Below are 22505 nucleotides of genomic sequence, written 5' to 3'. Positions count from 1 at the left end.
GCTCAGGGCGTGCCGGGCTGACCGGCCGTCGCGAGGAACTGCGTGGCCGCCAGCTCCGCGTACAGGGGGTCGGCGGCCACGAGCTCGCGATGGGTACCGACCGCGCGGACCCGGCCCGCGTCCATGACCACGATGCGGTCCGCCATCGTCACCGTCGACAGCCGGTGGGCCACGACCAGCACCGTCGTCGTCCGGGCCACGTCGGCGACCGTGTCGCGCAGCGCCGCCTCGTTCACCGCGTCCAGCTGGCTCGTCGCCTCGTCGAGCAGCAGCAGCCGGGGGCGGCGCAGCAGGGCGCGGGCGATGGCCACCCGCTGGCGTTCGCCGCCGGACAGCTTCGTGCCCCGGTGGCCGACCAGCGTCTCCAGCCCCTGCGGCAGCTTGGCCACCAGACCGTCCAGCCGGGTGGTCTTCAGCACCCGTGTGAGGTCACCTTCGCCGGCGTCCGGGTTGCCCAGGAGCAGGTTGTCCCGCAGGGTGCCCGACAGCACGGGCGCGTCCTGTTCGACGTACCCGATCGCGGACCGGAGCCGGGTCAGCTCCCACTCGGCGACATCGCGGCCGTCGACCGTGATGAGGCCCGCCTCGGGGTCGTAGAACCGCTCGATGAGCGAGAAGACCGTCGTCTTGCCGGCGCCCGAGGGGCCCACGAACGCCGTCATCCCCCGCGCCGGGACCTCGAAGGTCACCCCGTGGTGGACGTACGGCAGATCGTCGGCGTAGCGGAAGCGGACCTCGTCGAAGGCGAGCGCGGCGGGTGCCGCGTCGGAGGCCGGCAGCGGAGCCGGTTCGGCGGCCGGTTCGGCCGGCAGCCGCAGTGCCTCCTGGATGCGGGAGAGCGCGGCGGCACCGGTCTGGTACTGGGTGACCGCTCCCACGACCTGCTGTATCGGCGACATCAGATAGAAGACGTACAGCAGGAACGCCACCAGGGTGCCCACGTCGATCGCGCCGGTCGCCACCCGGGCGCCGCCGACCGCCAGTACGGTGATGAAGGCGATCTGCATGGCGAGGCCCGCCGTGTTCCCGGCGGCGGCCGACCACTTGGCGGCCCGGACGCTCTGGCGCCACGACTCCTCGGCCGCCGCGTGGATCGTCTCCTCCTCGCGGTGCTCGGCGCCGGAGGCCTTCACCGTGCGCAGCGCGCCGAGGATCCGCTCCAGGGATGCGCCCATCGCGCCGACCGCGTCCTGCGCGGCCCTGCTCGCCCGGTTGATACGCGGCACGATCACCCCGAACACGAGGCCGGCGCCCACGATCACGCCCAGCGTCACGGCCAGCAGCACCGGGTCCACCAGACCCATCAGCACCACCGTCGCGACCAGGGTGAGCCCGCCGGTGCCCAGGCCCACCAGGGTGTCGGTGGTGACCTCGCGCAGCAGCGTGGTGTCGGAGGTGATCCGGGCCATCAGGTCGCCCGGCTCACTGCGGTCCACCGCCGTGATCCGCAGCCGCAGCAGGTACGAGGACAGGGCGCGCCGCGCGCCGAGCACCACCGACTCCGCGGTGCGCCGCAGCACGTACGAACCCACCGCGCCCACCGCGGCGTTGGTGACGACCAGGACGGACATCAGCACCAGGGCCCAGGTGATGGTCCGGTCGTGCGAGAGATCGTCGATCAGCTCACGGGCCACCAGCGGCAGCGCGAGCCCGGTGGCGCCCGTGACGAGGGACAGCAGCGCGCCCAGCAACAGCGCCCAGCGGTGGGGCCGTACATAACCGAGCAGCAGCCGCCAGGTGGGCGGCTGCCGTTCGGCCGTGGTCTCAGGGGTGCTCACGAGGCTCCTCGGCAGGTCGGTCGGGGAGTGGGGACCGGGGCGCGGAGCTTCACCCTACGTCGGGGTCGCCCGACACCGGGAACGACTTTCGACCGCGAACGAACCCCTCCGCAGGCCGTACCGGCTGGTCACTCCGTAGGGTGACCGTGGGCGGGCGACCGCCCGATCTCGGATCGACGGAAGGGTTCACCATGGCGCAGGAAGTACGCGGCGTGATCGCACCGGGCAGGAACGAGCCGGTGCGGATCGAGACGATCGTCGTGCCGGACCCGGGGCCGGGTGAGGCCGTGGTGAAGGTGCAGGCGTGCGGCGTGTGCCACACCGATCTGCACTACAAGCAGGGTGGCATCAGCGACGACTTTCCCTTCCTCCTCGGTCATGAGGCGGCGGGTGTGGTGGAGTCGGTGGGGGAGGGTGTCACGGATGTGGCCCCCGGTGACTTCGTGATTCTGAACTGGCGTGCGGTGTGCGGTAGTTGCCGGGCCTGTCGGCGTGGGCGTCCGTGGTACTGCTTCAGCACCCACAACGCCACGCAGAAGATGACTCTCGCCTCGACGGGCCAGGAGCTGTCTCCGGCGCTGGGTATCGGTGCGTTCGCGGAGAAGACGCTGGTCGCGGCGGGTCAGTGCACCAAGGTCGATCCGGCGGCCGCTCCGGCGGTCGCGGGTCTGCTGGGCTGTGGGGTGATGGCGGGCATCGGTGCGGCGATCAACACCGGCAACGTCGGCCGGGGCGACACCGTCGCCGTGATCGGCTGCGGCGGCGTCGGGGACGCGGCCATCGCCGGGTCCCGGCTGGCGGGTGCCGAGAAGATCATCGCCGTCGACATCGACGACCGGAAGCTGACCACCGCCAAGAGCATCGGTGCCACCCACACGGTCAACTCCAAGGACACCGACCCCGTCGAGGCGATCCGTGAGCTGACCGGCGGCTTCGGCGCCGACGTCGTCATCGAGGCGGTGGGCCGTCCGGAGACGTACAAGCAGGCCTTCTACGCCCGTGACCTGGCCGGCACGGTGGTCCTGGTGGGCGTCCCCACCCCGGAGATGAAGCTCGAACTCCCGCTCCTCGACGTCTTCGGCCGCGGCGGCGCCCTGAAGTCCTCCTGGTACGGCGACTGCCTGCCCGACCGCGACTTCCCCATGCTGATCAACCTGTATCTGCAGGGCCGCCTGGACCTGGAGGCGTTCGTCACCGAGACCATCGCGCTCGACGACGTGGAGAAGGCCTTCGAGCGGATGCACGGCGGCGACGTCCTGCGCTCGGTGGTGACGCTCTGATGGCCGCCCGCATCGAACACCTCGTCACCTCCGGCACGTTCAGCCTCGACGGCGGCACCTGGGACGTCGACAACAACGTCTGGCTCGTCGGCGACGACCACGAGGTCGTCGTCATCGACGCCGCCCACAACGCCGACGCCATCGCCGAGGCCGTGGGCGACCGCAGGCTGGTGGCCATCGTCTGCACCCACGCCCACAACGACCACATCGACGCCGCCCCCGCCCTCGCCGAGCGCACCGGAGCGCCGATCTGGCTCCACCCGGACGATCTGCCGCTGTGGAAGCAGACCCACCCCGACCGGCTGCCCGACCACTGGCTGGCCGACGGGCAGGTCATCGAGGCCGCCGGAGCCGACCTGACCGTCCTGCACACCCCCGGCCACGCGCCGGGCGCCGTCTGCCTGTACGACCCGGGCCTCGGCACGGTCTTCACCGGCGACACCCTCTTCGCCGGCGGCCCCGGTGCCACCGGCCGCTCGTACTCCCACTTCCCGACGATCATCGACTCGATCCGCGACCGTCTCCTCGCCCTCCCGCCCGACACGGTCGTCCGCACCGGCCACGGCGACAGTACGACGATCGGGGCGGAGGCCCCGCACCTGGAGGAGTGGATCAACCGGGGCCACTGATCAGAAGGATCCAGCACCCCGCGCCCTCAGGGGGCGCGGGGAACTGCGCGAGCAACCCAAGCGAACCCGCGGTCGCCCCTTCACCCGAACGGCCGAGCTAATCGGCGCCCCACCGAAAACCCGACAGAAGATGTCCGGCTTCCACGACACCCTCATCCCAAGGACGCCGGAGCACATCCGACGCCCGCCAAGGTGACCCGTACCCCAGGAGGCCGGACATGTCGACACCGCCCGACAACAAGCCGCTCAAGAACAAGGTCGCACTCGTCGCCGGAGCAACCCGCGGAGCAGGACGCGGCATCGCCGTGGAACTGGGCGCGGCCGGCGCGACCGTCTACGTCACCGGCCGCTCCACCCGCGAACGACGCTCCGAGTACGACCGCCCGGAAACCCTGGAGGACACCGCCGACCTGGTCACCGGGGCCGGCGGCCACGGGATCGCCGTACCCACCGACCACCTCGAACCAGCCCAGGTCCGGACCCTGGTGGACCGGATCGCGGAAGAACAGGGCCGGCTCGACGTCCTCGTCAACGACATCTGGGGCGGAGAGAAGCTCTTCGATTGGGAGGCCCCGGTCTGGGAACACGACCTCGACAACGGCCTACGACTGCTGCGTCTCGCCGTCGAGACCCACGCCATCACCAACCACTTCGCTCTGCCCCTGCTGCTGCGCCACCCCGGCGGCCTGGTCGTGGAGATGACGGACGGCACGGCCGAGTACAACGCGGTCAACTACCGGGCCACCTTCTTCTACGACCTCGCCAAGACCTCCGTCCTGCGCATGGCGTTCGCCCTCGGCCACGAACTGGGCCCGCGCGGCGCCACCGCCGTCGCCCTCACTCCCGGCTGGCTCCGTTCGGAGATGATGCTCGACGGGTACGGCGTCACCGAGGAGACCTGGCGCGACGCCCTCGACCGCGTCCCCCACTTCGCCATCTCCGAGACACCCCGCTACGTCGGCCGGGCCGTCGCCGCCCTCGCCGCCGACCCCGACGTGGCCCGCTTCAACGGCACCTCCCTGTCCAGCGGCGCGCTCGCCCGGACCTACGGGTTCACCGACCTCGACGGCAGCCGCCCGGACGCCTGGCGCTATGTCGTCGAGGTCCAGGACGCGGGGAAGCCGGCGGACACCACGGGCTACCGCTGAACCGTGCTCATGTGCGCGGCGCCGGCGGTGAGGCGGACGGGGGAGTCCCCGTGAGCCCCACCGCGGGAGCGGGCGGCAGTGGCCAGCGCGCGGCGTGGCCGGGTGGCAGCGCCAGATCCTCGCGTACGGCCGTGTAGTAGGCGTCCCGCCCGGCGCGCTGCCGCTCCAGCAGCGTTCGCCAGGCCCCCGGGTCGCGGGTCCCGGCGCGCAGGAACTCCTCCATCCGCATCACCGTGACCACCCAGGCGCGGGCCTTCTCCACGACCTCCGGGCTGCCGAGGAGCAGCAGCGCCTCACCGGAGGGGTCCCGGGCGGTCGTCGCCTCCGCCATGAGGGGCGCGGCCTCCTCCGGCGACAGCGGGTGGGGGTGCGGGTCGTTGCCGAGATGGGAGGCGACCCGGTAGGTCAGCGTGACCGACTGCTTGACGGCCCGTGCCCAGTCGGCGTAGACGGCGAGCCGCCGCTCCTCCCAGCGGCTCTCCCGCTCGCGCCGGAACCGCACCTGCTCGCCCCGCATCACCACCAGATAGGAACCGAACGCACCGATCACCACACCGAGCAGGGCGGGGAGTTGCTGGACGAAACTCGACATGGGCAGACGGTAACCGCGAGAGAGACCATGGCGCAGGCTCACCCCATCGCCGCGACGATCCCGTCCCAGAACCGGGCGCGTGCCTCCAGAGCCGTCGTCGCCGTCTCCACCGCCTCCTCCCAGCGGCGGTCCTCCTCTCCGCACAGCTCCGCCACCATGGTCATCGCCATCGGTGTGTGCTCCTCCCCGTCCACCTCGATGTGGCGTGCGAGGTGGTCGCGGAACAACGGGAACCGCTCCCTGCCCTCCTTCTCGATCACCTGGTCGAACATGTCCGGGATCAGGTCCTCCCGCGAGAACGCGGACGCGGCGGCGCGGCAGTGCAGCGGCCGTTCCTCGACGATCTCGAAGGTCGCGCGGACGAACTCGGCGGCGGGACCCGGCACTCGGGCGACCCGCAGGGCGGCGGACACGGCGTGGCCCTCGCCGACGAGCCCGAGGAAGGTGTCGAGGCGGGAGGTGTCCGCGCCCGCCTCGGCCATGCCCGCGCGGTACAGCTCGAAGTGGCTGGTGAACCCGCCGTTCGGCGCGTCGCTCTCCTCGGCCGGCACGATGTCGTTGACGAGCCGCCGCCCGACCGGGGACCCGCGTGGGAGCCAGGGGACCTCCACACAGGTCAGGTCCCGCCGGAGGGAGGTGAGCAGGGACATGAAGTCCCACACCGCGAACACATGGTGCTCCATGAACACGGCCATATCGGCGCGGCTTTCGATGCGCTGATAGATCGGGTGCGCGGTGACTTCTTTCCGTACCGGCTCGACCGCGGCGCGCACCCGGTCGATTCCGTCGTGGTTCACATCCCGGTCGTGCCTGGACATGACTCTCCTTCGCTTTTCTGTAATTCCCCCCCCGAGCCTGTTGATGATGGTGCTCCTTTTCCGACAGGCCGGGCAAGCGCTTCCAAAAATTGCCGGAAGTTACCCCGGCGTACTCGCCCGCAGAAGACCTCAAGGCATCTGAAACACCGTCAAAAACGCACGTTCCGGACAGCTCAAAAAAATTTGTTGAAGATGTGAACGCGGTCCCGTTCCCTCTCGTATTCGACGGCGTGAGCAGGAATCCCGTTACCGTCACCGTCGCGTACCAGGTGGTGCCGGGGCGCGAGGCCGACTTCCACTCCTGGGGGTGGGCCGTGCTGCGTACCAGTGCGCGGCAACCGGGCTTTCTGGGGGGTGGCGTACTCGTCGACGGAGGGGCTGAGTGGCATGTGGTCTACCGCTTCGACAGTGATGAATCGGCCCGGACCTGGGAGAACTCCGTGGTCTGGGCTCAGTGGTCGGCCCGCGCCGACGCCTTGGCCCAGGAGACCGGCCGCCGGAGCATCCAGGGGTCCAAGGCCTGGTTCGACTCACAGACCTCCCGGGCCCCGGCTCCTGCCGGCCCCCCGGGGCCACCCCCGAAATGGAAACTCTGGCTGGTGAACATGAGTGCGGTCTTCCCGCCCGTGCTCTTATTCAACCTGCTGATACTTCCCTATCTCAACGACCTGAATCCGCTTTTTCGTACACTTCTGCTGTGTCTGGCCGTTACAGCCATCGTGACCTGGATTCTCATGCCGAGACTCCAGCGATTCCTGAAGAAATGGCTGTATCCGCCGTTGCAGGCGCTGCGCGGCCGGCACAAACGACGGACCGCCTAGGTCCGCGAACGATCAGAGGGGGGTGGGCGGGTGAAGACCCTGCTCATCGACAATTATGATTCGTACACGTACAACCTGTTCCAGCTGATCGCCCAGGTCAACGGCGAGGAACCGGTGGTCGTGCTCAACGACGTTCCGGCGGAAAGCATTCCGGAGCTGCGGGAATTCGACAACGTGGTGGTGTCGCCGGGCCCCGGCCACCCCTCGGAACCTCGCGACTTCGGCATCGCCGCCCGGGTGATCGCCGAGGCCGGGATCCCCGTGCTCGGCGTGTGCCTGGGCCATCAGGGCATCGCGGCGGGCGAGCGGGCCGATGTGGAGCCCGCCCCGTGGCCACGCCACGGGCACCTGTCCACGGTCCGGCACGACGGCCGCGACCTGTTCCGGGGGCTGCCCCAGAACTTCACGGTCGTGCGCTACCACTCGCTGTCCGTGCGCGAGCCGCTGCCGCCGACCCTGGAGGCCACCGCCTGGTCCGAGGACGGCGTCCTGATGGGGCTGCGGCACCGCGAACGGCCCCTGTGGGGCGTGCAGTTCCACCCCGAGTCGATCCTGACCGACCACGGCCAGCGTCTGCTGGTCAACTTCCGTGACCTCACGGAGGAACGGGCCGGCAGCCCGCGCACCCGCAACACCGCGGTCATCCCCCTCAGCGGCGCGATCCCCCGCCCCCGCAGAGCTTCGGGACCCGCCTACCGGCTGCACACCCGCCGGATCGCCGGCGCGGTCGACGCCGAGGCCGCCTTCACCCGTATGTACGCCGACGCGCCGCACGCGTTCTGGCTGGACAGCTCCCGCGTCGAGCGGGGAGCGTCCCGGTTCTCCTTCTTCGGCGACGGCGGCGGCCCGCTGGCCGAGGTCGTCCGCTACGACGTCGACAGCGGCCTGTGCGAGATCGAGCGGGACGGGCGGCCCACCCGCCGGGTCAGGGCGAGCGTCTTCGACTACCTGAAGCGGCAGCTGGCGAGCCGCAAGGTCGACGCGACCGGCCTGCCCTTCGACTTCACCGGCGGATACGTCGGCTACTTCGGCTACGAACTCAAGGCCGACACCGGCTCCGCCAACCGGCACAAGGCCGAGACCCCGGACGCCGCCTGGCTGTTCGCGGACCGGCTGATCGCGGTGGACCACCAGGAGGGCCACACCTACGCCGTCTGCCTGTCCGAGGACACCCCCGCGGCCTCGCGCGAGGCCGGCGACTGGCTCGACACCGCGCTGGCCCAGCTGACGTTCGTCGGCTCGGACACCACCGTTCCCCTGCGGCCGGCCACGGCGCCCTACCCGCGCGCCGCCGAACCCTGGCTCGTCCGCGACCGCGCCACCTACCTCGCCGACATCGACGCCTGCAAGGCCGAGCTGAACGCGGGCACCAGCTACGAGATCTGTCTGACCAACGCGGCCCGGTTACCCGCCCCGTACGACCCCTACGACTTCTACCGGGTGCTGCGCCGCATCAACCCGGCCCCGTACGCCGCCTTCCTCAGGTTCGGCGACCTCGACATCGCGGGCTCGTCGCCCGAGCGGTTCCTGCGGATCACCCGCGACGGCGTCGCCGAGGCCAAGCCCATCAAGGGCACCGCCCCCCGGGGCGCCACCCCGGCGGAGGACGAACGGCTGCGGGACGAACTGGCGGCCGACCCCAAGACCCGCGCCGAGAACCTGATGATCGTCGACCTGCTCCGCAACGACCTCGGCCGGGTCTCGCGCACCGGCTCCGTGCGGGTCCCCCGCCTCATGGCCACCGAGACCTACGCCACCGTGCACCAGCTGGTCTCCACCGTCGAGGGCAGACTGCGCGAGGGCACCGACGCCGTGGACTGCGTCCGCGCCTGCTTCCCCGGCGGATCGATGACCGGGGCGCCCAAGCTCCGCACGCTGGAGATCATCGACGCGCTGGAGACCGAGGCGCGAGGTGTGTACTCCGGAGCCCTCGGCTACCTCGGATGCGCCGGCGGAGCCGACCTCAACATCGTCATCCGTACCGCCGTGTTCCAGGGCGGCCGTATGCATCTGGGCGCGGGCGGCGCGATCGTCCTCGACTCCGATCCGGCTGCCGAGTACGACGAGATGCTGCTGAAGACCGCCGCCCTGATGCGCGCCCACCGGGAGCACGCCTCCGCCCCGGCCGCCACCCGGGAGCACGCCTCCGCCCCGGCCGTCACCGAGGAGCCGACGCGATGACGATCACGACCACAGCGCAGCCCACCCGGCTCACCGCCGACGCGGGCGCCCCCGGCAACCTCGCGGCGCACCTCGCGGCCCTCGCCGAGCGCCGCGGCTGGACCGGCCGGCCCGCCTTCCACCAGGGCCACCGGGCCTACTCCCACGGTGAGGTGCACGACCTCGCGGCCCGCGCCGCCACCGTCCTCACCGATCACGGCGTCCGCCCCGGAGACCGCGTCCTGCTCGCCCTCCCGGACTCCGTCACCTGGGTCACCACGTTCCTCGCCCTGGCCCGCCTGGGCGCGGTCGCGGTCCTGGTCAACCCCGAACTCACCCCGCCGGAACTGCAGTTCATGGCGGAGGACACGGAAGCGGTGCTCTGGGTCACGGGACCGGCGCTGGACACCTACATCCCGGCGCCCCGCCGCCCCCGTACGGACCCGTCGCAGGGGAACGACCGGCCCCGCCCGGCCCGCGGCGGCGCCGCGCCGCCGCGCCTGGGTTCGGACCAGCTGACCGCCCTGAGCGCCACGGCCGCCCCCACCCGGCACGCCCACCCCGTCGACGCCCACACCCCGCTCTACATCCAGTACACCTCCGGCACCACCGGCCGCCCCAAGGGCGTCGTCCACGTCCACGGCGACCCCAGGACCTACCACGACCTCATCGGCCGCCGGCTCCTGCGCATCACCCCGGACGACGTCACCCTGTCCGTCTCCCGGCTGTACTTCGCCTACGGATTCGGCAACGCCCTCGTCTTCCCCCTCTTCTCCGGATCCTCCGCCGTCCTCGCCGACCGCCGTCCCACCCCCGCGGCGGTCGACGAACTCGTCGCCCGGCACCGCGTGACCCTCCTGTACTCCGTGCCGTCGGCCTACGCGGCCCTCGTCGCCGACCGCGCGGACGGCCACGAGGACTGCTTCGCCTCGGTGCGCGCGGCGGTGTCGGCCGGTGAGGGCATGCCCGCCGGACTCGGCAAGCAGGTCACCGAACTGCTCGGCGCCCCCGTCCTCGAACAGATCGGCTCCACCGAGGCCGGACACGCCTTCTGCGCCAACGGCTTCGACCACAACCACCCCGGCACCGTCGGCCGCCCCGTCCCCGGCTTCGAGGTCGAACTCCGCGACCGCGCCGGCGCCCAGGTCGCGGACGGCGAAGCCGGTGAACTCTGGGTGCGCGGCCCGACGGTGACCCCCGGCTACCTCAACCGGCCCGAGGAGAACGACCGCACCCTCGTCGGCGGCTGGCTCAACACCCGGGACCGCGCCGTCCGCGAACCCGACGGTACCTACCGGCACCTGGGCCGGGCCGACGACATGGAGATGGTCGGCGGGATCACCGTCTCCCCGCTGGAGGTGGAGGCCCTGCTGCGCACCCACCCCGGGGTCCGGGACGTCGCCGTGGCCGCGGTCACCGACGAGCGCGGCGCCAGCAGACTGCGGGCCTTCGTCGTCCCCGTCCCGCCCATCGGGGTGGGTCTGGAGGCCGAACTGATCTGCATGGCCCGCGACCGGCTCGCCGCCTTCAAGGTCCCCCGCAGCGTCAGCTTCGTGCCCACCCTGCCCCGCACCGCGACCGGCAAGCTCCGCCGACACCTCGTCCGCCAAGGGGCGTGGTGAGCATGGCCGACACCCTCGTCCCCGCAGAAAGGTCCGGTCCCATGCGCGACCAGCTCCAGGCCGACCGCCAGCCCGCACTCGCCCTCGCCGGCCGCGGCTTCTACCTGGGCTCCATGTTCCGCGAGGCCGCCGACCGCCACGGCCATGTCTTCGTCACCCTGGACCGGCCTCTCGACGTCCGCCCCGACCTCGGGACCGACCTCGCCTACACGACCCTGGCCGACGTGGTCGACGAACTCTCCGGCCGCCTGTGGGAAGCGGGCGTGCGCCCCTCCGAGGAGGTGGTCGTCCACAAGACGGACAACGTCGACATCGTGCTGCTGACCTGCGCGGTCTCCCGTATCGGCGCCGTCCCCGTGCTGCTGTCGCCCGGTCTCGCGGGCCCCGTGGTCGGGCAGCTCCTCGAACGCCTCCACCGGCCCTGGCTGATCACGGACCGGGCCAAGCTCGAAGGCCCCCTCGCGGACGTCGCCCTCACCGGCCTGGTGCGGCGCACCCTCTCCGTCGACGACGCGCCGGGCGCCGAACCCCTGCCGAAGTACGCGGGAGCGCCGACCCCCGCCGCCGTGCGGCTGCACCCCCGTGACCCCTCGCTCATCACCCACAGCTCCGGCACCACCGGCCTGCCCAAGCTGGCCGTGCACTGCCCGAACACCATGTGGAACCGGCTCGTCCCGCAGAAGGCGATGGGCTGGCCCACGCGCGGCGAGACCGCCGCCCTGCACATGTCGTTCGTGCACTCGCGCTTCTACCACCTGCTCGGCGTCCTGCTGCACTTCGGCAGCCCGCTCGTCCTGATCATCGACCCGGAACCGTCGAACGTGGGGCCCCTGCTGGCGCGCCACCGCCCCGGCATCGTCGAGACCCACCCCAACACCTTCGTCCTGTGGGAGGAACTGGCCGACGCGCCCGGAGCACCGCTGTCCCGCGTCCGCTCGTACGGCTCCACCTTCGACGCCATCCACCCCCGGACCGTGCAGCGGCTCCTCGACGCGTCCCGGCGGCGCTCACCCTGGCTCATCCAGCTGTACGGGCAGAGCGAGACGGGCCCGGTCGCCTTCCAGTGGCTCACCCGCCGCAGCGCCGCCCGTGCCGACGGCCGCCGGGTCGGCATCGGCATCCCCGGTTTCACCCGCGTCCGGGTCGCCGACGACGCCGGACGGCGGGTGGCCCCCGGCACCGCCGGCCGGATCGAGGCCCGCACCCGGGGCCGCATCCTCACCTACCTGGGCGCCCGCGAGCGCTATCTGCGTCAGCTCGACAGCGGCTGGTGGCAGATGGGCGACATGGGGTACCAGAGCCGCTGGGGCGCCCTCTATCTCATCGACCGCGAGATCGACCAGATCGACTCCGTGCACAGCAACCTGGAGGTCGAGGACACCCTGATGTCCCGTCTGGAGGAGCTGCGCGAGGTCGTCATCGTCCCCGGCGTCGACCGGGAGCCCGTCCCCGTCGTGTGCGTGCGCGGCGAACGCCCCCTGGACCTGCGGCGCTGGCACGAGGCCACGGCCGACCTGCCGACCATGGCCGAGCCCCGCCAGTGGCGGTTCGAGGAACTGCCGATGACCTCCACCTGGAAGGTCAAGCGGCTCGAGATCACCCGCATGCTCGCCGAGAGCACCCGCGCATGACGCCCCCCGTCCCCGTTCTCGTCGTGGGCGCCGGTCCCGTCGGCCTCTCCGCCGCCCTCGCCCTGCGCGCCCACGACCTCCCCGTCACCCTGCTGGAAGCCGACTCCGAGGGCCGTGAACGCCCCGGCAGCCGCGCCCTGTTCGTGCACCGCGAGACCCTGCAACTGCTGGAGGGGATCCATCCGGGGCTCGCGGTCGAGATCGCCGCGTACGGGCGGACCTGGCACACCAGGCGCACCCTCTACCGGGGCCGCGAGGTCTACGCCCGCACCTTCCCGCCGCCCACCGGCACCCCGCCCTTCACCAGCCTCCGCCAGGTCGACACCGAGCGCTTCCTGCGCGCCGCGTGCCGCGAGGCCGGAGTGGAGTTCGTGTGGGACGCGCGGATCACCTCCGTGACGACCGACCCGGACGGGGTGACCCTCACCGGCGAGGACGGCCGCACCTGGACCGGCACCCACGCGGTGGCCGCCGACGGTGCCCGTTCGGTCGTACGGCGCGAGCTGGGCATCCCGATGGAGGGCACCCACGGCGAGGGCTTCCACGTCGTCGCCGACATCGCCGACCTCCCCGGCGCCGAACTGCCCCTGGAGCGGGTCTTCCACTACGAGCATCCGGCGCTCGGCGGCCGCAGCGTGATGCGGGTGCCCTTCACCGGCGGCTTCCAGCTCGACCTGCAGTGCCGCGACGACGACGCGACGGAGGAGTTCGGCACCGAGGACGCCGTACGGCGCTGGCTGCCGGAGGTCGTCGGCGACGGGTACGCCGAGCGGGTCCTGTGGGTGTCCACCTACCGTTTCCTGCGCAAGGTCGCCGCTGACTTCACCGACCCGCACCGCCGGGTGCTGCTGGCCGGCGAGGCCGCCCATCTCTTCCCGCCGTTCGGCGCGCGCGGCATGAACAGCGGCATCGCGGACGCGGTCGCGGCGGCCCGCGCGATCGCCGACGGCACCCCGGAGGCGGTCGACTCCTTCGCCGAGGTCCGGCGCGCGGCGGGCCTGTTCAACAGCGCCGCCGCCGGCACGGCCCTGGACCATCTGCGGCCCCGGCGCCGTATCGTCCGCGTCAAGCAGCGCGCGGCGGCGGCCCTGGCTCCCGTGGTGCCTCGCTGCGGCGCCTGGCTGGAGCACGCCCCCTACGGCCCCCGGCACGGCTCCCCGGCCGTCGCGGGCCGCAAGTACTGACCGGAAGACCGACAGGAGCACCGAGTGACACCACCCGCCATCGCGGAAGGTCTGCTGACCTGGTCGCCCGAACACGGCCTCGTCCCCGGCCAGGCGCACGGCGGCCGCCTCCTCGTCGCGGACTCGTGGCTGCTGCGCGACGGACGGGTGCGCGGCTTCGACCGGCACCGCGACCGGTTCCTGAGATCCTGCGGCGAGTGCGGCGCGCCGGCCCCGGCGCGGGTCGCCGACTTCTGGCGGGACATGACCCGCGCCCTGCCGCGCACGGGGGAGTGGTTCCCCCGGGTCGAACTCGCCTCCGGTTCCCTGGAGCTGCGGCTCCTGCTGCGCCCGGCGCCGGCCATCACCGCCGAGGTGCGGGTGTGGGCGGCCGGTCAGCCCGACCCGCGGACCGTGCCCCGCCGCAAGGGGCCGGACCTGGACGCCCTGACCCGCGTCCGCGGACGGGCGGCGAACGCCGGCGCCGACGAGGCCGTACTGATCGCGCCCTCGGGCCTGGTGCTGGAGGCGGCCAACTCCAGCCTGCTGTGGTGGGAGGACGACACCCTCTGTCTGCCGCCGCCCCGCCTGCCCCTGCTCGCCGGTGTCACGCTGGCCCTCGTCCAGGAACGGGCCGCCCGCTCCGGCGTCCAAGTCGCCCACCGTGAACGTTCCCTGGCCGAACTGGACGGCCGCGAGGTGTGGCTCGTGAACGCCCTCCACGGCATCCGCCCGGTCGCCGCCTGGACCGGGCGCCCGATGACCCCCGGCCCGGCCGTCCACGCCCCGGAGTGGCGGACCTGGCTGGACGGTCTCATGGAGCCGCTGCCGCGCGACTGAACCGACAGTGACATAAAGGCGTGGAAAAGCGCCGGGCCGAAAGGAATTCGACCCGGCGCTGAAAGGCGTTCCGGAAATTCCGACTCAAGGGATCCGGTTGCTTCGGAGTTATTTCGGAGCGGGCTGGTAGGCCCCGGGAACCATACGGGTGGCGATCGCGATCCGGTTGTACGCGTTGATCACGGTGGCCGCCCAGATCAGTGCCGCGATCTGCTCCTCGTCGAACACCTCCGCGGCGCCCGCGTAGACGTCGTCGGGCACCTGACCGTCGGCGACCAGCGTCACCGCTTCGGTCAACGCCAGGGCGGCGCGCTCCCGTTCGGTGAAGAAGGGGGTCTCGCGCCAGGCGCTGAGCGCGTAGATCCGCTGCTCGGTCTCGCCCTGGGCGCGGGCGTCCTTGGTGTGCATGTCCAGGCAGAACGCGCAGCCGTTGATCTGCGACGCGCGAATTCTGATCAGTTCGAGTATCTCGGGCTCGACCTTCGCGTCCTGTGCCGCTGAAACGGCGGCACCATGCAGGGAGCCCATCGCCTTGGACACATCGGGAGTTGTTTTCTTGAGGGCCACACGAGACGGGGAATGACTGTTGCTCATGGGGGGAACTCTATATCCGAATTCCAGGCTGTGTAACTGTTTCGTCTCGACGTGGGCCGACCCACAACCGTGGCCGTCGACCGCATGTCTAGGCAGGCAGAAGCAGCGAAACACGCGAAGGGGGAGGACCCGGCATGGGGGACATACGAAGAAGAGGCGCGGTCGCGCTCACGGTCACCGGTCTGCTGGCACCGCTCACGCTCGCGATGGGCATCACGCCCGCGCAGGCGGCGAGTTGTACGGCGACGAAGGGTCCGTACCAGAAGCAGGTGGAGAAGTTCCTCGGCCGACCGGTCGACGGCAAGCAGTCCACCGCCGACTGCGAGGCCATCCGGGCCTTCCAGACCAAGCACGGCATCTCGCCGAACATCGGCTACGCGGGCTCCGTCACCTGGGGCGTGATGGACCTGATGAACAAGCAGAAGGCCGTGGGCAAGAACCCCAACGCGGCGGGCAAGTGCCCGACGAACAAGGGCCGTATCGCCTGCGTGAACCTGACGCTGCAGCTGAGCTGGATCCAGGACGGCGGCAAGCTCGTCTACGGGCCCGTCCCGGTCCGCACCGGCCGCGACGGCTACGAGACCCGCACCGGTCTGAAGAAGATCTACTGGCGGAACATCGACCACGTCTCCTCGATCTACCACGTGCCCATGCCCTACGCCCAGTTCTTCGACGGCGGCCAGGCCTTCCACTCCGTCGGCGTCAGCATGTGGAACCCGCCCGGCTCCCACGGCTGCACCAACATGACGAAGACGGACGCCAAGAAGTACTGGTCGCTGCTGAAGAAGGGCGACGACGTCTACGTGTACGGCCGCAAGCCGGGCACCTGACAGACGATCAGGAGCCCGGCCGGCGGGCGGTGGCGGGACGTCACGCCTCGGGGGCGTCCCCGAAGTCCGGGATCTGCAGCCTGACCCCGCCCTGCCGCGCGGACTCGTGCGCGACGATGCCCGGCAGGGTGTAGCGGGCCGCCACCCAGGCGTTCACCGACGGCAGGGTCCCGGTGTTGACGGCGGTCACGAAGTCGTCCACCAGGAAGTGGTGGCTGCCCTCGTGCCCGTTGTGCAGCTCGTCGAACTCCCGCGGCAGCCGGGCCCGGTCGTGCACCGGCGCCGACCCGGAGGTGAAGGCGGCCCGCAGGTCCGGCGCGATGTGCTGGAGCGAGGGATCGTCGGGGGACAGGGTCTGCTTGGGCTCCAGCAGCTCGCTGATGTCCGTCACCCCCTTCTTGTCCTGCCAGAACGCCACCGTGGCGAGCTGCTCCATGCTGGCCTCGGTGCCGAAGAACCGGAAACGCGACTCCCGGATCTGCGAGGGGTAGCCGACCCGCCGGAACTCGTTCGTACGGAACGAGCCGCCGCCCGCGACCTCGAACAGCGCGGTCGCGTTGGAGAAGTCGTTTCCGAACTGGCTGACCTCCTTGTCGAACACCCCGTCCCCGCGCTCGTCCACGACCCCGATCGCCGACACGCTCACCGCGTGCGTCCCCCAGGCGCCCAGCACCCCGCCCACCGAGTGTGTCGGGTAGAGCAGCGGGGGGTAGCTGGCGGTCCGCTTCCAGTCCTCGCCGCCGCTGTACCGGTAGGCCTCGTAGAAGCCGAGGTCCATGTCGTGGACGTAGTCGCCCTCGGCGTAGAAGATCCGGCCGAACGCGCCCTCGGCGATCTGGTTGCGGGCGTGCACGGTCGCCGGGTTGTACTGGCTCGTCTCGCCCATCATGTACGTCAGCCCGGTCGCCCGGACCGCGTCGATGATCGCCGCGACCTCCTCGGTGGTGATCGCCATGGGGACGGCCGAGTAGACGTGCTTGCCGGCCGCCAGCCCCTGGAGCACCAGCGGTCCGTGCGTCCAGCGCTGGGTGAAGATCGCGACCGCGTCGACCGCGGGCGACTCCAGCATCGCCTCGTACGAGGGGAAGGTGCCGGCCAGCCCCTGGGCCGTCACGAGTTCTTGGGCCCGCTCGGGCAGCAGGTCCGTGACGTAGACGTCGCCGACGCCGGGGTGGGCCTGGAACAGCGTCGCGAACTGGCCGGAGAACTGGCCGGCGCCGACGATGCCGAGGGAGAACGTCATCTGAGGAGGGTCCTTCTCTGCTGAAGAGTCACTGGCCACTTACTTTCGCTACGAAAGAATTGTGGCGTCAAGGGGTAGGTGTTCATCTTTCGACGGCGATCGTGGCGGGCCATGGGCGGGTTGTTTGATTCCGTGACGGAATAAATCAGATGTGGGAGTCTGGCCCCCATGACCGCACTCGCCGCCAGTTGGCTGCCGCTCAGTCCCGGGGAACGCTCGGTGGCGATCGAGGTGCTCGTGCACGGTCCGCTCTCGCGCACGGAACTCGCCCGGCGGCTCGGCCTCTCGGCCGGCAGCCTCACCCGGCTGACCAAACCGCTGACCGAGTCGGGCCTGCTGGTGGAGACCACCGGGGGTGCCGCACTCCCCGGGGCCCGTCAGGGGCGCCCCTCCCAGCCCCTGGACATCGTCGCCGAGTCCTGCTCCTTCCTCGGTTTCAAGATCACCGACGACATGGTGTACGGCGTCGTCACCACGCTCCGCAGCGAGATCGTCGCCCGGTACGACCGTCCGCTCACCACCCATGAACCCGGGCGGGTCGCCGATCTGCTGGCCGAGATGACGGCAGGGCTCGCCCGCTCCCATCCCTCGCTCGCCGGGATCGGCATCGGGGTCGGCGGGTTCGTCCGGGACCGGGCGGTGGTCGGGGAGTCGCCCTTCCTGTCGTGGCGCGACGTCCCGCTGGCCGGACTCGTCGAGGAGCGCACCGGGCTGCCGGTGGTCGTCGAGAACGACGTCGCCGCCCTCGTCGAGGCGGAGACCTGGTTCGGGGCGGGGCGCGGCCTCGACCGGTTCGTCGTCCTCACCATCGGCGCGGGCATCGGCTACGGCCTGGTCCTGGGTGGCAGGCGGGTGGCGCACGCGGAGGAGGACCGGGGCTTCGGCCGCCACTGGATCGTGGACCCCGCCGGCCCGCTCACCCCCGACGGCAGGCGCGGCAGCGCGGTCTCACTGCTGAGCATCCCCAGCATCCGGTACCAGGTGCGGGCGGCGACGGGGCGCGAGGTGACGTACGAGGAGATCCTGGCCGGCGCGGCCGGCGGTGAGCCGATGTGCACGCGGGTCGTCGGGGAGGCGGGGCGGGCCCTGGGGACCCTGGTGGCGCAGATCGCGAACTTCGTGATGCCGCAGAAGATCCTGCTCGCGGGGGAGGGGGTGGGGCTGATGGAGGTCGCGGGTGAGGCCGTGGACGAGGCCGTCCGGGCGCACCGGCATCCGCTGGCCGCGCCCGTCCCGCTGGAGACGAAGGTGTCCGACTTCCACGACTGGGCCCGGGGCGCCGCCGTGCTGGCCATTCAGGTCCTCGTGCTCGGAACCGTGGAGCCGTAAACGCAGCGTGATCAGCTTCACGGTCCGTAATGTCTGAAGTGGGACCTTTACTCACATCGGCTTCACGTGCGAGGACATATGGTTTACACCATGTCCACTACCCCTGATGTCGTCCTGGAAAGAGCGGAAGTACCGGCGCGAACGGCCGCCGAGGTCAACGAGGAGATCCGGGCGCTCTGGTTCCGGAGCGGCGGGACGTTGAACAGGGAGCAGCGGAGCGAGTACGAGCGTCTGGTCCTCGAATGGGCCTCCGCCTCGTAGTCCGGTGACCGGCCGCGCCCCTCGCGGGGCGCGGAGCGCCGAGAGCGCACATCACGCAGGGCGTGGACCCCTATCCCCAACTCCCCGAGTACTGCCGGCGGTACGCCTGCCGGTCCTGTTCGGTGCGGATGAAGCGGGTGGCGGCCAGGGCGACCATGCTGCCGGCGATGACCAGCAGACCGGGCCCGACGTTGCGGGGGTCGGCGAGCCGGTCGAGCAGGTCGGAGGCGGCGCCGACGGAGTCCACGGGCTCCACGGACCCCGGCTCGGCCCCGCCCGGGGCGGCGGCGCCCTGGGAGTCGTCGTCGGAGCCGTCGGCAGCCGCGGTCGGCCGGACGGCGGACTGGGGCAGGCCGGTCAGCTGGACGCCGAGGTCGTCGAGGGCGGCGGACAGCGGCTGGAAGAACGTCGTACCGCCCTCCTCGCAGTCCCCGTTGCCGCCCGAGGTCACGCCCAGGGCCACCCCCTCCGAGAACAGCGGGCCGCCGCTGTCGCCGGGCTCGGCGCAGACCGTGGTCTCGATGAGGCCGCTGACGGTGCCCTCGGGGTAGTTGACGGTGGCGTCGAGGCCGGTCACCTCGCCGTTGCGGAAGCCGCTGGTGCTGCCGCTGCGGAAGACGCGCTGGCCGACGGCCGCCTCACCGACCGAGGTGATGCGCACTCCGCGGCCGTCGCCGACCGAGACCACGTTGGTCCGGTTGCTCGGCGCGTCCTGGAGGTACTGCACGAGCGAGTAGTCGGCACCGGGGAAGTTGGTCTCGGTCGTGCGGCCGATCTCCTGCCGGCCCTCGTTGTCCGAGAACCAGACGGAACCCGCCGGACCGCAGTGCCCGGCGGTGAGCATGAAGTCCCTCTCGCCGTCGGTGACGTTGAAGCCGATCGAGCAGCGTCCGCCCGTGCCGAAGATGGGCTGGGCGCCGTTCAGTCGCATCGTGTACGTGCCCTCGGTGCGCTCCATCCGCACGGACCCGCCGATCTTCTCGGCGAGACCGGTCAGGCTCGACCAGTCCTTCTTGGACACGGTGCTGTCGGCCCGCACCACGACCTCGTTGGACGCGGGATCGATGGCCCAGGAGGTGCCCGACACCCGGGGCGCGGAACGCAGCGCCTTCGTGGCGGACTTCAGGTCCTCACCGCTGAACTCGACCATCTTGGGACGGGCGCCCGCCCGCTCGACCTCGGCGGCGGCCTTCTCGTCGGTGACCGCGACGACCGGCTTGCCGTCGTCGGCGATCCAGGTGCCGGCCGTGCGCTCGGAGCCCAGCTCGCTGACCAGGCCGTTGCCGGTGCCGGAGGCGGCCAGCACGGCACTTCGGGTCGCGGGCGGGGAGGTGGTGGGTTCGGTCGCCATCGCCGCCTGCGTCACCATCAGGGTTCCGCAGATCAGTCCACCGGCGGCCGTCAGCCGCGCCACCCGCTTCACGACTCGTCGTCGTGCGTGCCTCATCGCCTGGCTCTCCCGAACCCCGTCCGACACGGTGTCAACACCGCCAGGGCGTCCGGTCCTTGAGCGCCCTCCTTTCATACGTGCGGTGGTCGGCACATGTTCACCGGTCCGCGTCGACGTATCCCAGCGTCCGGTTCATGGCGATCGCGCGCGTGTTGGCCGGATGGTGCACCGTACGGACGAGGCTCACCCCGCAGATCCCGGCGAAGCCGATGCCGAAGGTCTTCATGGCCACCGAGATCCCGCGGTCCCGGTGGGAGGCCCGCACCCCGGTCATCTCGTTGAACACGAACCCGGACCGCCGTCGGTCCGACCCCGCACAAGCGTCGGGCGTTGTACGAACTCACCAAGGAGTGCTCGGCGGACCTCCCGGATGTGTCGCCGAGTTCGGAGAGGGTCGTCAGGGGGATGCCGGCGGTACGGCACTCTTGTCGGCATACGGCTGGAAACGTGCCAGGTCGAAGCCGTTGACGTCCATTTGTAGGCGGACCCACTCGGTCCCCGTCATGGCTTGCCTCCCACTCCGCAGTACATGGGGACGATCGCCGGTTCCCCACGAGCGGGATCGCCCTCGCCGTCCGGTCTCCAGCGCGTGCACGACACGATGCCGGGCTCCAGCAGGTCGAGTCCGTCGAAGAACCGGGCGATCCGCTCCGGCGTGCGCTGGGTCAGCGGCGGGATGCCGTGCGCGTTCCACCAGGCCGCCGCGATGTCCACGTCGGGCCACTCCGGGCTGGTGATGGTGTGCGAGAGCACCAGATGACTGCCGCGCGGCAGCGCGTCCAGCAGACGGCGCACGATGCCGTACGGGTCCTCGTCGTCGGGGATGAAGGCCAGCACGTCGAGCAGCAGCAGCGCGACCGGCCGGGTCAGGTCCAGGGTGCGCGCCGCGTGGGCGAGGACGGAGTCGACGTTGCGCAGGTCCTCGTCGACGTGGTCCGTGCGGCCCTCGGGCGCGCTCGTCAGCAGGGCGCGCGCGTGCACCAGGACCAGCGGGTCGTTGTCGACGTAGACGATCCGGGAGTCCGGCGCGATGTGCTGGGCGACCTCGTGGGTGTTCTCCGCCGTCGGCAGCCCGGCGCCGATGTCCAGGAACTGCCGGATACCCACCTCGGCCGCCAGATGGCGCACCGCCCGTCCCAGGAACTGCCGGTCCGCGCGGGCGTAGTCGCCGATGCTCGGATACAGCCGGCGTATCTCGTCCCCGGCCTTCCGGTCGACCTCGTAATAATCCCCGCCGCCGAGCCAGTAGTTCCAGATCCGTGCCGCGGCCGGACGTGTGGTGACGATGCGCCGGTTCAGCGGCGACGAGGGGAAGTCCGGGGCTGCCGGGTTGTCCGTCACGGAGTCGCTCCTGGATCTTCTGTGAAGGTGCTTCATCCAACCGGCAATGTAGACCCGCCGGTTGGCCTTTGCCGAGGACTTCGGCGATCTTCTCGGTGCCCGGAACCGCCGGGTTCGGCCGCGTGTCGCCCAGCTGCGTCCGCGGCCCGTGGAACAAGGGTTGTCGCGCCCCTTCTACCAACCGGTAACTCTTGGGTAGTCTCCCGGCCACCATTGGGCATGACCATGACCAGCGCGGCGAAGGTTCCGACGACCTCGCCGCGTTGACATGAGAAAAGGGGACGAACATGACAGGAAGCGGTGTGGGACGCCGCATCACGACGGTCGCCGCGGTGGCCGTACTGGGTCTGGGCGGTTCGGTGACCGCGGCGGTGCCCGCCGCCGCCGCGCAGAGCGGGACCACGGCCGGCGCGGCGGCCGCCGCCGAGGTGGACTACGCCACCTGGCAGAAGGACGTGAAGGCCGTCGTCGACACGGCCACGCCCTATGTGCAGACGCGCACCGCGAACCCCTCGGGGCAGAAGCTCGCCATCGTCTTCGACATCGACAACACCACACTGGAGACGCACTACACGCCCTGGTACCAGCTGCCGACCCCGGCACTGAAGCCCTCCCTCGCGCTGGCCAAGTACGCCAAGTCCCGCGGGGTCGCCGTCTTCTTCGTCACCGCCCGGCCGGGCATCATCGAGAGCGTCACCAAGTGGAACCTGAAGAACGTCGGCTACCCCGTCGACGGCCTCTACGTCCGTGACCTGCCCGATCTGTTCGCCGAGGTCTCGGCCTACAAGACCGCCTCGCGCGCGGACATCGAGTCCGACGGCTACACGATCATCGCCAACGTCGGCAACAACACCACCGACCTCGTCGGCGGCCACGCCGAGCGGACGTACAAGCTGCCCGACTACGACGGACTGCTCGACTGACACGCGCCACCCTTCGCACCCGGGTGCACGGGCGCCGGTCCCTTCCGGCGCC

21 protein-coding genes are annotated in these 22505 nt (G+C 71.2%); 13 read left to right on the top strand and 8 right to left on the bottom strand.

Annotated features, from left to right (window positions below; genetic code table 11):
- Positions 1-2 precede the first annotated feature (2 nt).
- Positions 3-1778, bottom strand: a complete 1776-nt coding sequence (locus ACFU5F_RS05150; protein WP_383882138.1) for an ABC transporter ATP-binding protein — start codon at positions 1776-1778, stop codon at positions 3-5.
- Between the two features lie 191 nt (positions 1779-1969).
- Here ACFU5F_RS05150 and ACFU5F_RS05145 point away from each other — a divergent pair, with 191 nt between their 5' ends.
- The 3 genes from ACFU5F_RS05145 to ACFU5F_RS05135 all read left to right on the top strand — a co-directional run bounded on the left by ACFU5F_RS05145 (position 1970) and on the right by ACFU5F_RS05135 (position 4835).
- Positions 1970-3058 carry an S-(hydroxymethyl)mycothiol dehydrogenase gene (locus ACFU5F_RS05145; RefSeq protein WP_383882135.1) on the top strand — a complete coding sequence of 363 codons (1089 nt, stop codon included), beginning with the start codon at positions 1970-1972 and terminating at the stop codon, positions 3056-3058.
- A complete protein-coding gene (locus ACFU5F_RS05140; protein WP_383882132.1) occupies positions 3058-3687 on the top strand; it encodes an MBL fold metallo-hydrolase in 630 nt (209 codons plus the stop codon). Before ACFU5F_RS05145 ends, ACFU5F_RS05140 begins: the two co-directional genes overlap by 1 nt.
- A 218-nt stretch (positions 3688-3905) precedes the next feature.
- Complete coding sequence (locus ACFU5F_RS05135; RefSeq protein WP_383882129.1) at positions 3906-4835, top strand: SDR family oxidoreductase; 930 nt, start codon at positions 3906-3908, stop codon at positions 4833-4835.
- 7 nt (positions 4836-4842) lie between these two features.
- Here ACFU5F_RS05135 and ACFU5F_RS05130 read toward each other — a convergent pair whose 3' ends face one another.
- Positions 4843-5427 carry a hypothetical protein gene (locus ACFU5F_RS05130; RefSeq protein WP_383882126.1) on the bottom strand — a complete coding sequence of 195 codons (585 nt, stop codon included), beginning with the start codon at positions 5425-5427 and terminating at the stop codon, positions 4843-4845.
- A 38-nt stretch (positions 5428-5465) separates the two neighbouring features.
- Positions 5466-6245 carry a DUF3050 domain-containing protein gene (locus ACFU5F_RS05125; RefSeq protein ID WP_383882123.1) on the bottom strand — a complete coding sequence of 260 codons (780 nt, stop codon included), beginning with the start codon at positions 6243-6245 and terminating at the stop codon, positions 5466-5468.
- Positions 6246-6475: 230 nt separating this feature from the next.
- Between ACFU5F_RS05125 and ACFU5F_RS05120 the strand changes: the two genes are divergently transcribed.
- The 6 genes from ACFU5F_RS05120 to ACFU5F_RS05095 are packed head-to-tail and all read left to right on the top strand — an operon-like array spanning position 6476 to position 14482.
- A complete protein-coding gene (locus ACFU5F_RS05120) occupies positions 6476-7066 on the top strand; it encodes an antibiotic biosynthesis monooxygenase (protein WP_383882120.1) in 591 nt (196 codons plus the stop codon).
- 30 nt (positions 7067-7096) lie between these two features.
- Positions 7097-9247: an aminodeoxychorismate synthase component I gene (pabB, locus tag ACFU5F_RS05115; protein WP_383882117.1), complete on the top strand. Its 2151-nt coding sequence runs from the start codon at positions 7097-7099 to the stop codon at positions 9245-9247.
- Complete coding sequence (locus ACFU5F_RS05110; RefSeq protein ID WP_383882114.1) at positions 9244-10848, top strand: benzoate-CoA ligase family protein; 1605 nt, start codon at positions 9244-9246, stop codon at positions 10846-10848. The genes pabB and ACFU5F_RS05110 overlap by 4 nt, the downstream gene beginning before the upstream one ends.
- 41 nt (positions 10849-10889) lie before the next feature.
- The gene (locus ACFU5F_RS05105; protein WP_383882111.1) at positions 10890-12479 is read left to right on the top strand and encodes an AMP-binding protein; all 1590 of its coding nucleotides are present in this window, start codon (positions 10890-10892) and stop codon (positions 12477-12479) included.
- The gene (locus tag ACFU5F_RS05100) at positions 12476-13663 is read left to right on the top strand and encodes an FAD-dependent monooxygenase (protein WP_383882108.1); all 1188 of its coding nucleotides are present in this window, start codon (positions 12476-12478) and stop codon (positions 13661-13663) included. Before ACFU5F_RS05105 ends, ACFU5F_RS05100 begins: the two co-directional genes overlap by 4 nt.
- 24 nt (positions 13664-13687) lie before the next feature.
- A complete protein-coding gene (locus ACFU5F_RS05095) occupies positions 13688-14482 on the top strand; it encodes an aminotransferase class IV (protein ID WP_383882105.1) in 795 nt (264 codons plus the stop codon).
- A 108-nt stretch (positions 14483-14590) separates the two neighbouring features.
- Here ACFU5F_RS05095 and ACFU5F_RS05090 read toward each other — a convergent pair whose 3' ends face one another.
- Positions 14591-15076 carry a carboxymuconolactone decarboxylase family protein gene (locus ACFU5F_RS05090; RefSeq protein ID WP_383882103.1) on the bottom strand — a complete coding sequence of 162 codons (486 nt, stop codon included), beginning with the start codon at positions 15074-15076 and terminating at the stop codon, positions 14591-14593.
- Positions 15077-15210: 134 nt separating this feature from the next.
- On the opposite strand from ACFU5F_RS05090, the gene ACFU5F_RS05085 reads away from it, so the two are divergent.
- On the top strand, positions 15211-15906 hold the full coding sequence (locus tag ACFU5F_RS05085) for a L,D-transpeptidase family protein (RefSeq protein WP_383882100.1): 696 nt from the start codon (positions 15211-15213) through the stop codon (positions 15904-15906).
- A 40-nt stretch (positions 15907-15946) separates the two neighbouring features.
- Here ACFU5F_RS05085 and ACFU5F_RS05080 read toward each other — a convergent pair whose 3' ends face one another.
- Positions 15947-17149, bottom strand: coding sequence for a Gfo/Idh/MocA family protein (locus tag ACFU5F_RS05080; RefSeq protein WP_383882097.1), 1203 nt, complete (start codon positions 17147-17149; stop codon positions 15947-15949).
- Between the two features lie 168 nt (positions 17150-17317).
- Here ACFU5F_RS05080 and ACFU5F_RS05075 point away from each other — a divergent pair, with 168 nt between their 5' ends.
- Positions 17318-18478 carry an ROK family protein gene (locus ACFU5F_RS05075; RefSeq protein WP_383882094.1) on the top strand — a complete coding sequence of 387 codons (1161 nt, stop codon included), beginning with the start codon at positions 17318-17320 and terminating at the stop codon, positions 18476-18478.
- Positions 18479-18556: 78 nt separating this feature from the next.
- A complete protein-coding gene (locus ACFU5F_RS05070; protein WP_383882091.1) occupies positions 18557-18739 on the top strand; it encodes a hypothetical protein in 183 nt (60 codons plus the stop codon).
- Positions 18740-18809: 70 nt separating this feature from the next.
- On the opposite strand, the gene ACFU5F_RS05065 is transcribed toward ACFU5F_RS05070, so the two are convergent.
- The 3 genes from ACFU5F_RS05065 to ACFU5F_RS05055 form a co-directional block, all read right to left on the bottom strand.
- Complete coding sequence (locus tag ACFU5F_RS05065) at positions 18810-20186, bottom strand: S1 family peptidase (protein ID WP_383882088.1); 1377 nt, start codon at positions 20184-20186, stop codon at positions 18810-18812.
- A gap of 100 nt (positions 20187-20286) precedes the next feature.
- A complete protein-coding gene (locus ACFU5F_RS05060) occupies positions 20287-20475 on the bottom strand; it encodes a hypothetical protein (protein WP_383882086.1) in 189 nt (62 codons plus the stop codon).
- Positions 20476-20690: 215 nt separating this feature from the next.
- Complete coding sequence (locus ACFU5F_RS05055; RefSeq protein ID WP_383882083.1) at positions 20691-21530, bottom strand: SAM-dependent methyltransferase; 840 nt, start codon at positions 21528-21530, stop codon at positions 20691-20693.
- A 287-nt stretch (positions 21531-21817) separates the two neighbouring features.
- Between ACFU5F_RS05055 and ACFU5F_RS05050 the strand changes: the two genes are divergently transcribed.
- Positions 21818-22453: an HAD family acid phosphatase gene (locus ACFU5F_RS05050; protein ID WP_383882080.1), complete on the top strand. Its 636-nt coding sequence runs from the start codon at positions 21818-21820 to the stop codon at positions 22451-22453.
- Positions 22454-22505 lie beyond the last annotated feature (52 nt).

The sequence above is a fragment of the Streptomyces sp. NPDC057438 genome (assembly GCF_042802995.1).
In the GTDB taxonomy this organism is placed as follows: domain Bacteria; phylum Actinomycetota; class Actinomycetes; order Streptomycetales; family Streptomycetaceae; genus Streptomyces.
Note: the sequence above shows the minus strand (reverse complement) of the source record. Positions and strands in the feature narration are given on the sequence as shown.

What these genes read in the sequence shown, in the direction of transcription:
- ACFU5F_RS05065 (WP_383882088.1), bottom strand. Translation starts at nt 20,186, where the DNA reads ATGAGGCACGCACGACGACGAGTCGTGAAGCGGGTGGCGCGGCTGACG.
- ACFU5F_RS05085 (WP_383882100.1), top strand. Translation starts at nt 15,211, where the DNA reads ATGGGGGACATACGAAGAAGAGGCGCGGTCGCGCTCACGGTCACCGGT.
- ACFU5F_RS05145 (WP_383882135.1), top strand. Translation starts at nt 1,970, where the DNA reads ATGGCGCAGGAAGTACGCGGCGTGATCGCACCGGGCAGGAACGAGCCG.
- ACFU5F_RS05070 (WP_383882091.1), top strand. Translation starts at nt 18,557, where the DNA reads ATGGTTTACACCATGTCCACTACCCCTGATGTCGTCCTGGAAAGAGCG.
- ACFU5F_RS05075 (WP_383882094.1), top strand. Translation starts at nt 17,318, where the DNA reads ATGACCGCACTCGCCGCCAGTTGGCTGCCGCTCAGTCCCGGGGAACGC.
- ACFU5F_RS05125 (WP_383882123.1), bottom strand. Translation starts at nt 6,245, where the DNA reads ATGTCCAGGCACGACCGGGATGTGAACCACGACGGAATCGACCGGGTG.
- ACFU5F_RS05140 (WP_383882132.1), top strand. Translation starts at nt 3,058, where the DNA reads ATGGCCGCCCGCATCGAACACCTCGTCACCTCCGGCACGTTCAGCCTC.
- ACFU5F_RS05110 (WP_383882114.1), top strand. Translation starts at nt 9,244, where the DNA reads ATGACGATCACGACCACAGCGCAGCCCACCCGGCTCACCGCCGACGCG.
- ACFU5F_RS05135 (WP_383882129.1), top strand. Translation starts at nt 3,906, where the DNA reads ATGTCGACACCGCCCGACAACAAGCCGCTCAAGAACAAGGTCGCACTC.
- ACFU5F_RS05130 (WP_383882126.1), bottom strand. Translation starts at nt 5,427, where the DNA reads ATGTCGAGTTTCGTCCAGCAACTCCCCGCCCTGCTCGGTGTGGTGATC.
- ACFU5F_RS05090 (WP_383882103.1), bottom strand. Translation starts at nt 15,076, where the DNA reads ATGAGCAACAGTCATTCCCCGTCTCGTGTGGCCCTCAAGAAAACAACT.
- ACFU5F_RS05080 (WP_383882097.1), bottom strand. Translation starts at nt 17,149, where the DNA reads ATGACGTTCTCCCTCGGCATCGTCGGCGCCGGCCAGTTCTCCGGCCAG.
- ACFU5F_RS05100 (WP_383882108.1), top strand. Translation starts at nt 12,476, where the DNA reads ATGACGCCCCCCGTCCCCGTTCTCGTCGTGGGCGCCGGTCCCGTCGGC.
- ACFU5F_RS05050 (WP_383882080.1), top strand. Translation starts at nt 21,818, where the DNA reads ATGACAGGAAGCGGTGTGGGACGCCGCATCACGACGGTCGCCGCGGTG.
- ACFU5F_RS05105 (WP_383882111.1), top strand. Translation starts at nt 10,890, where the DNA reads ATGCGCGACCAGCTCCAGGCCGACCGCCAGCCCGCACTCGCCCTCGCC.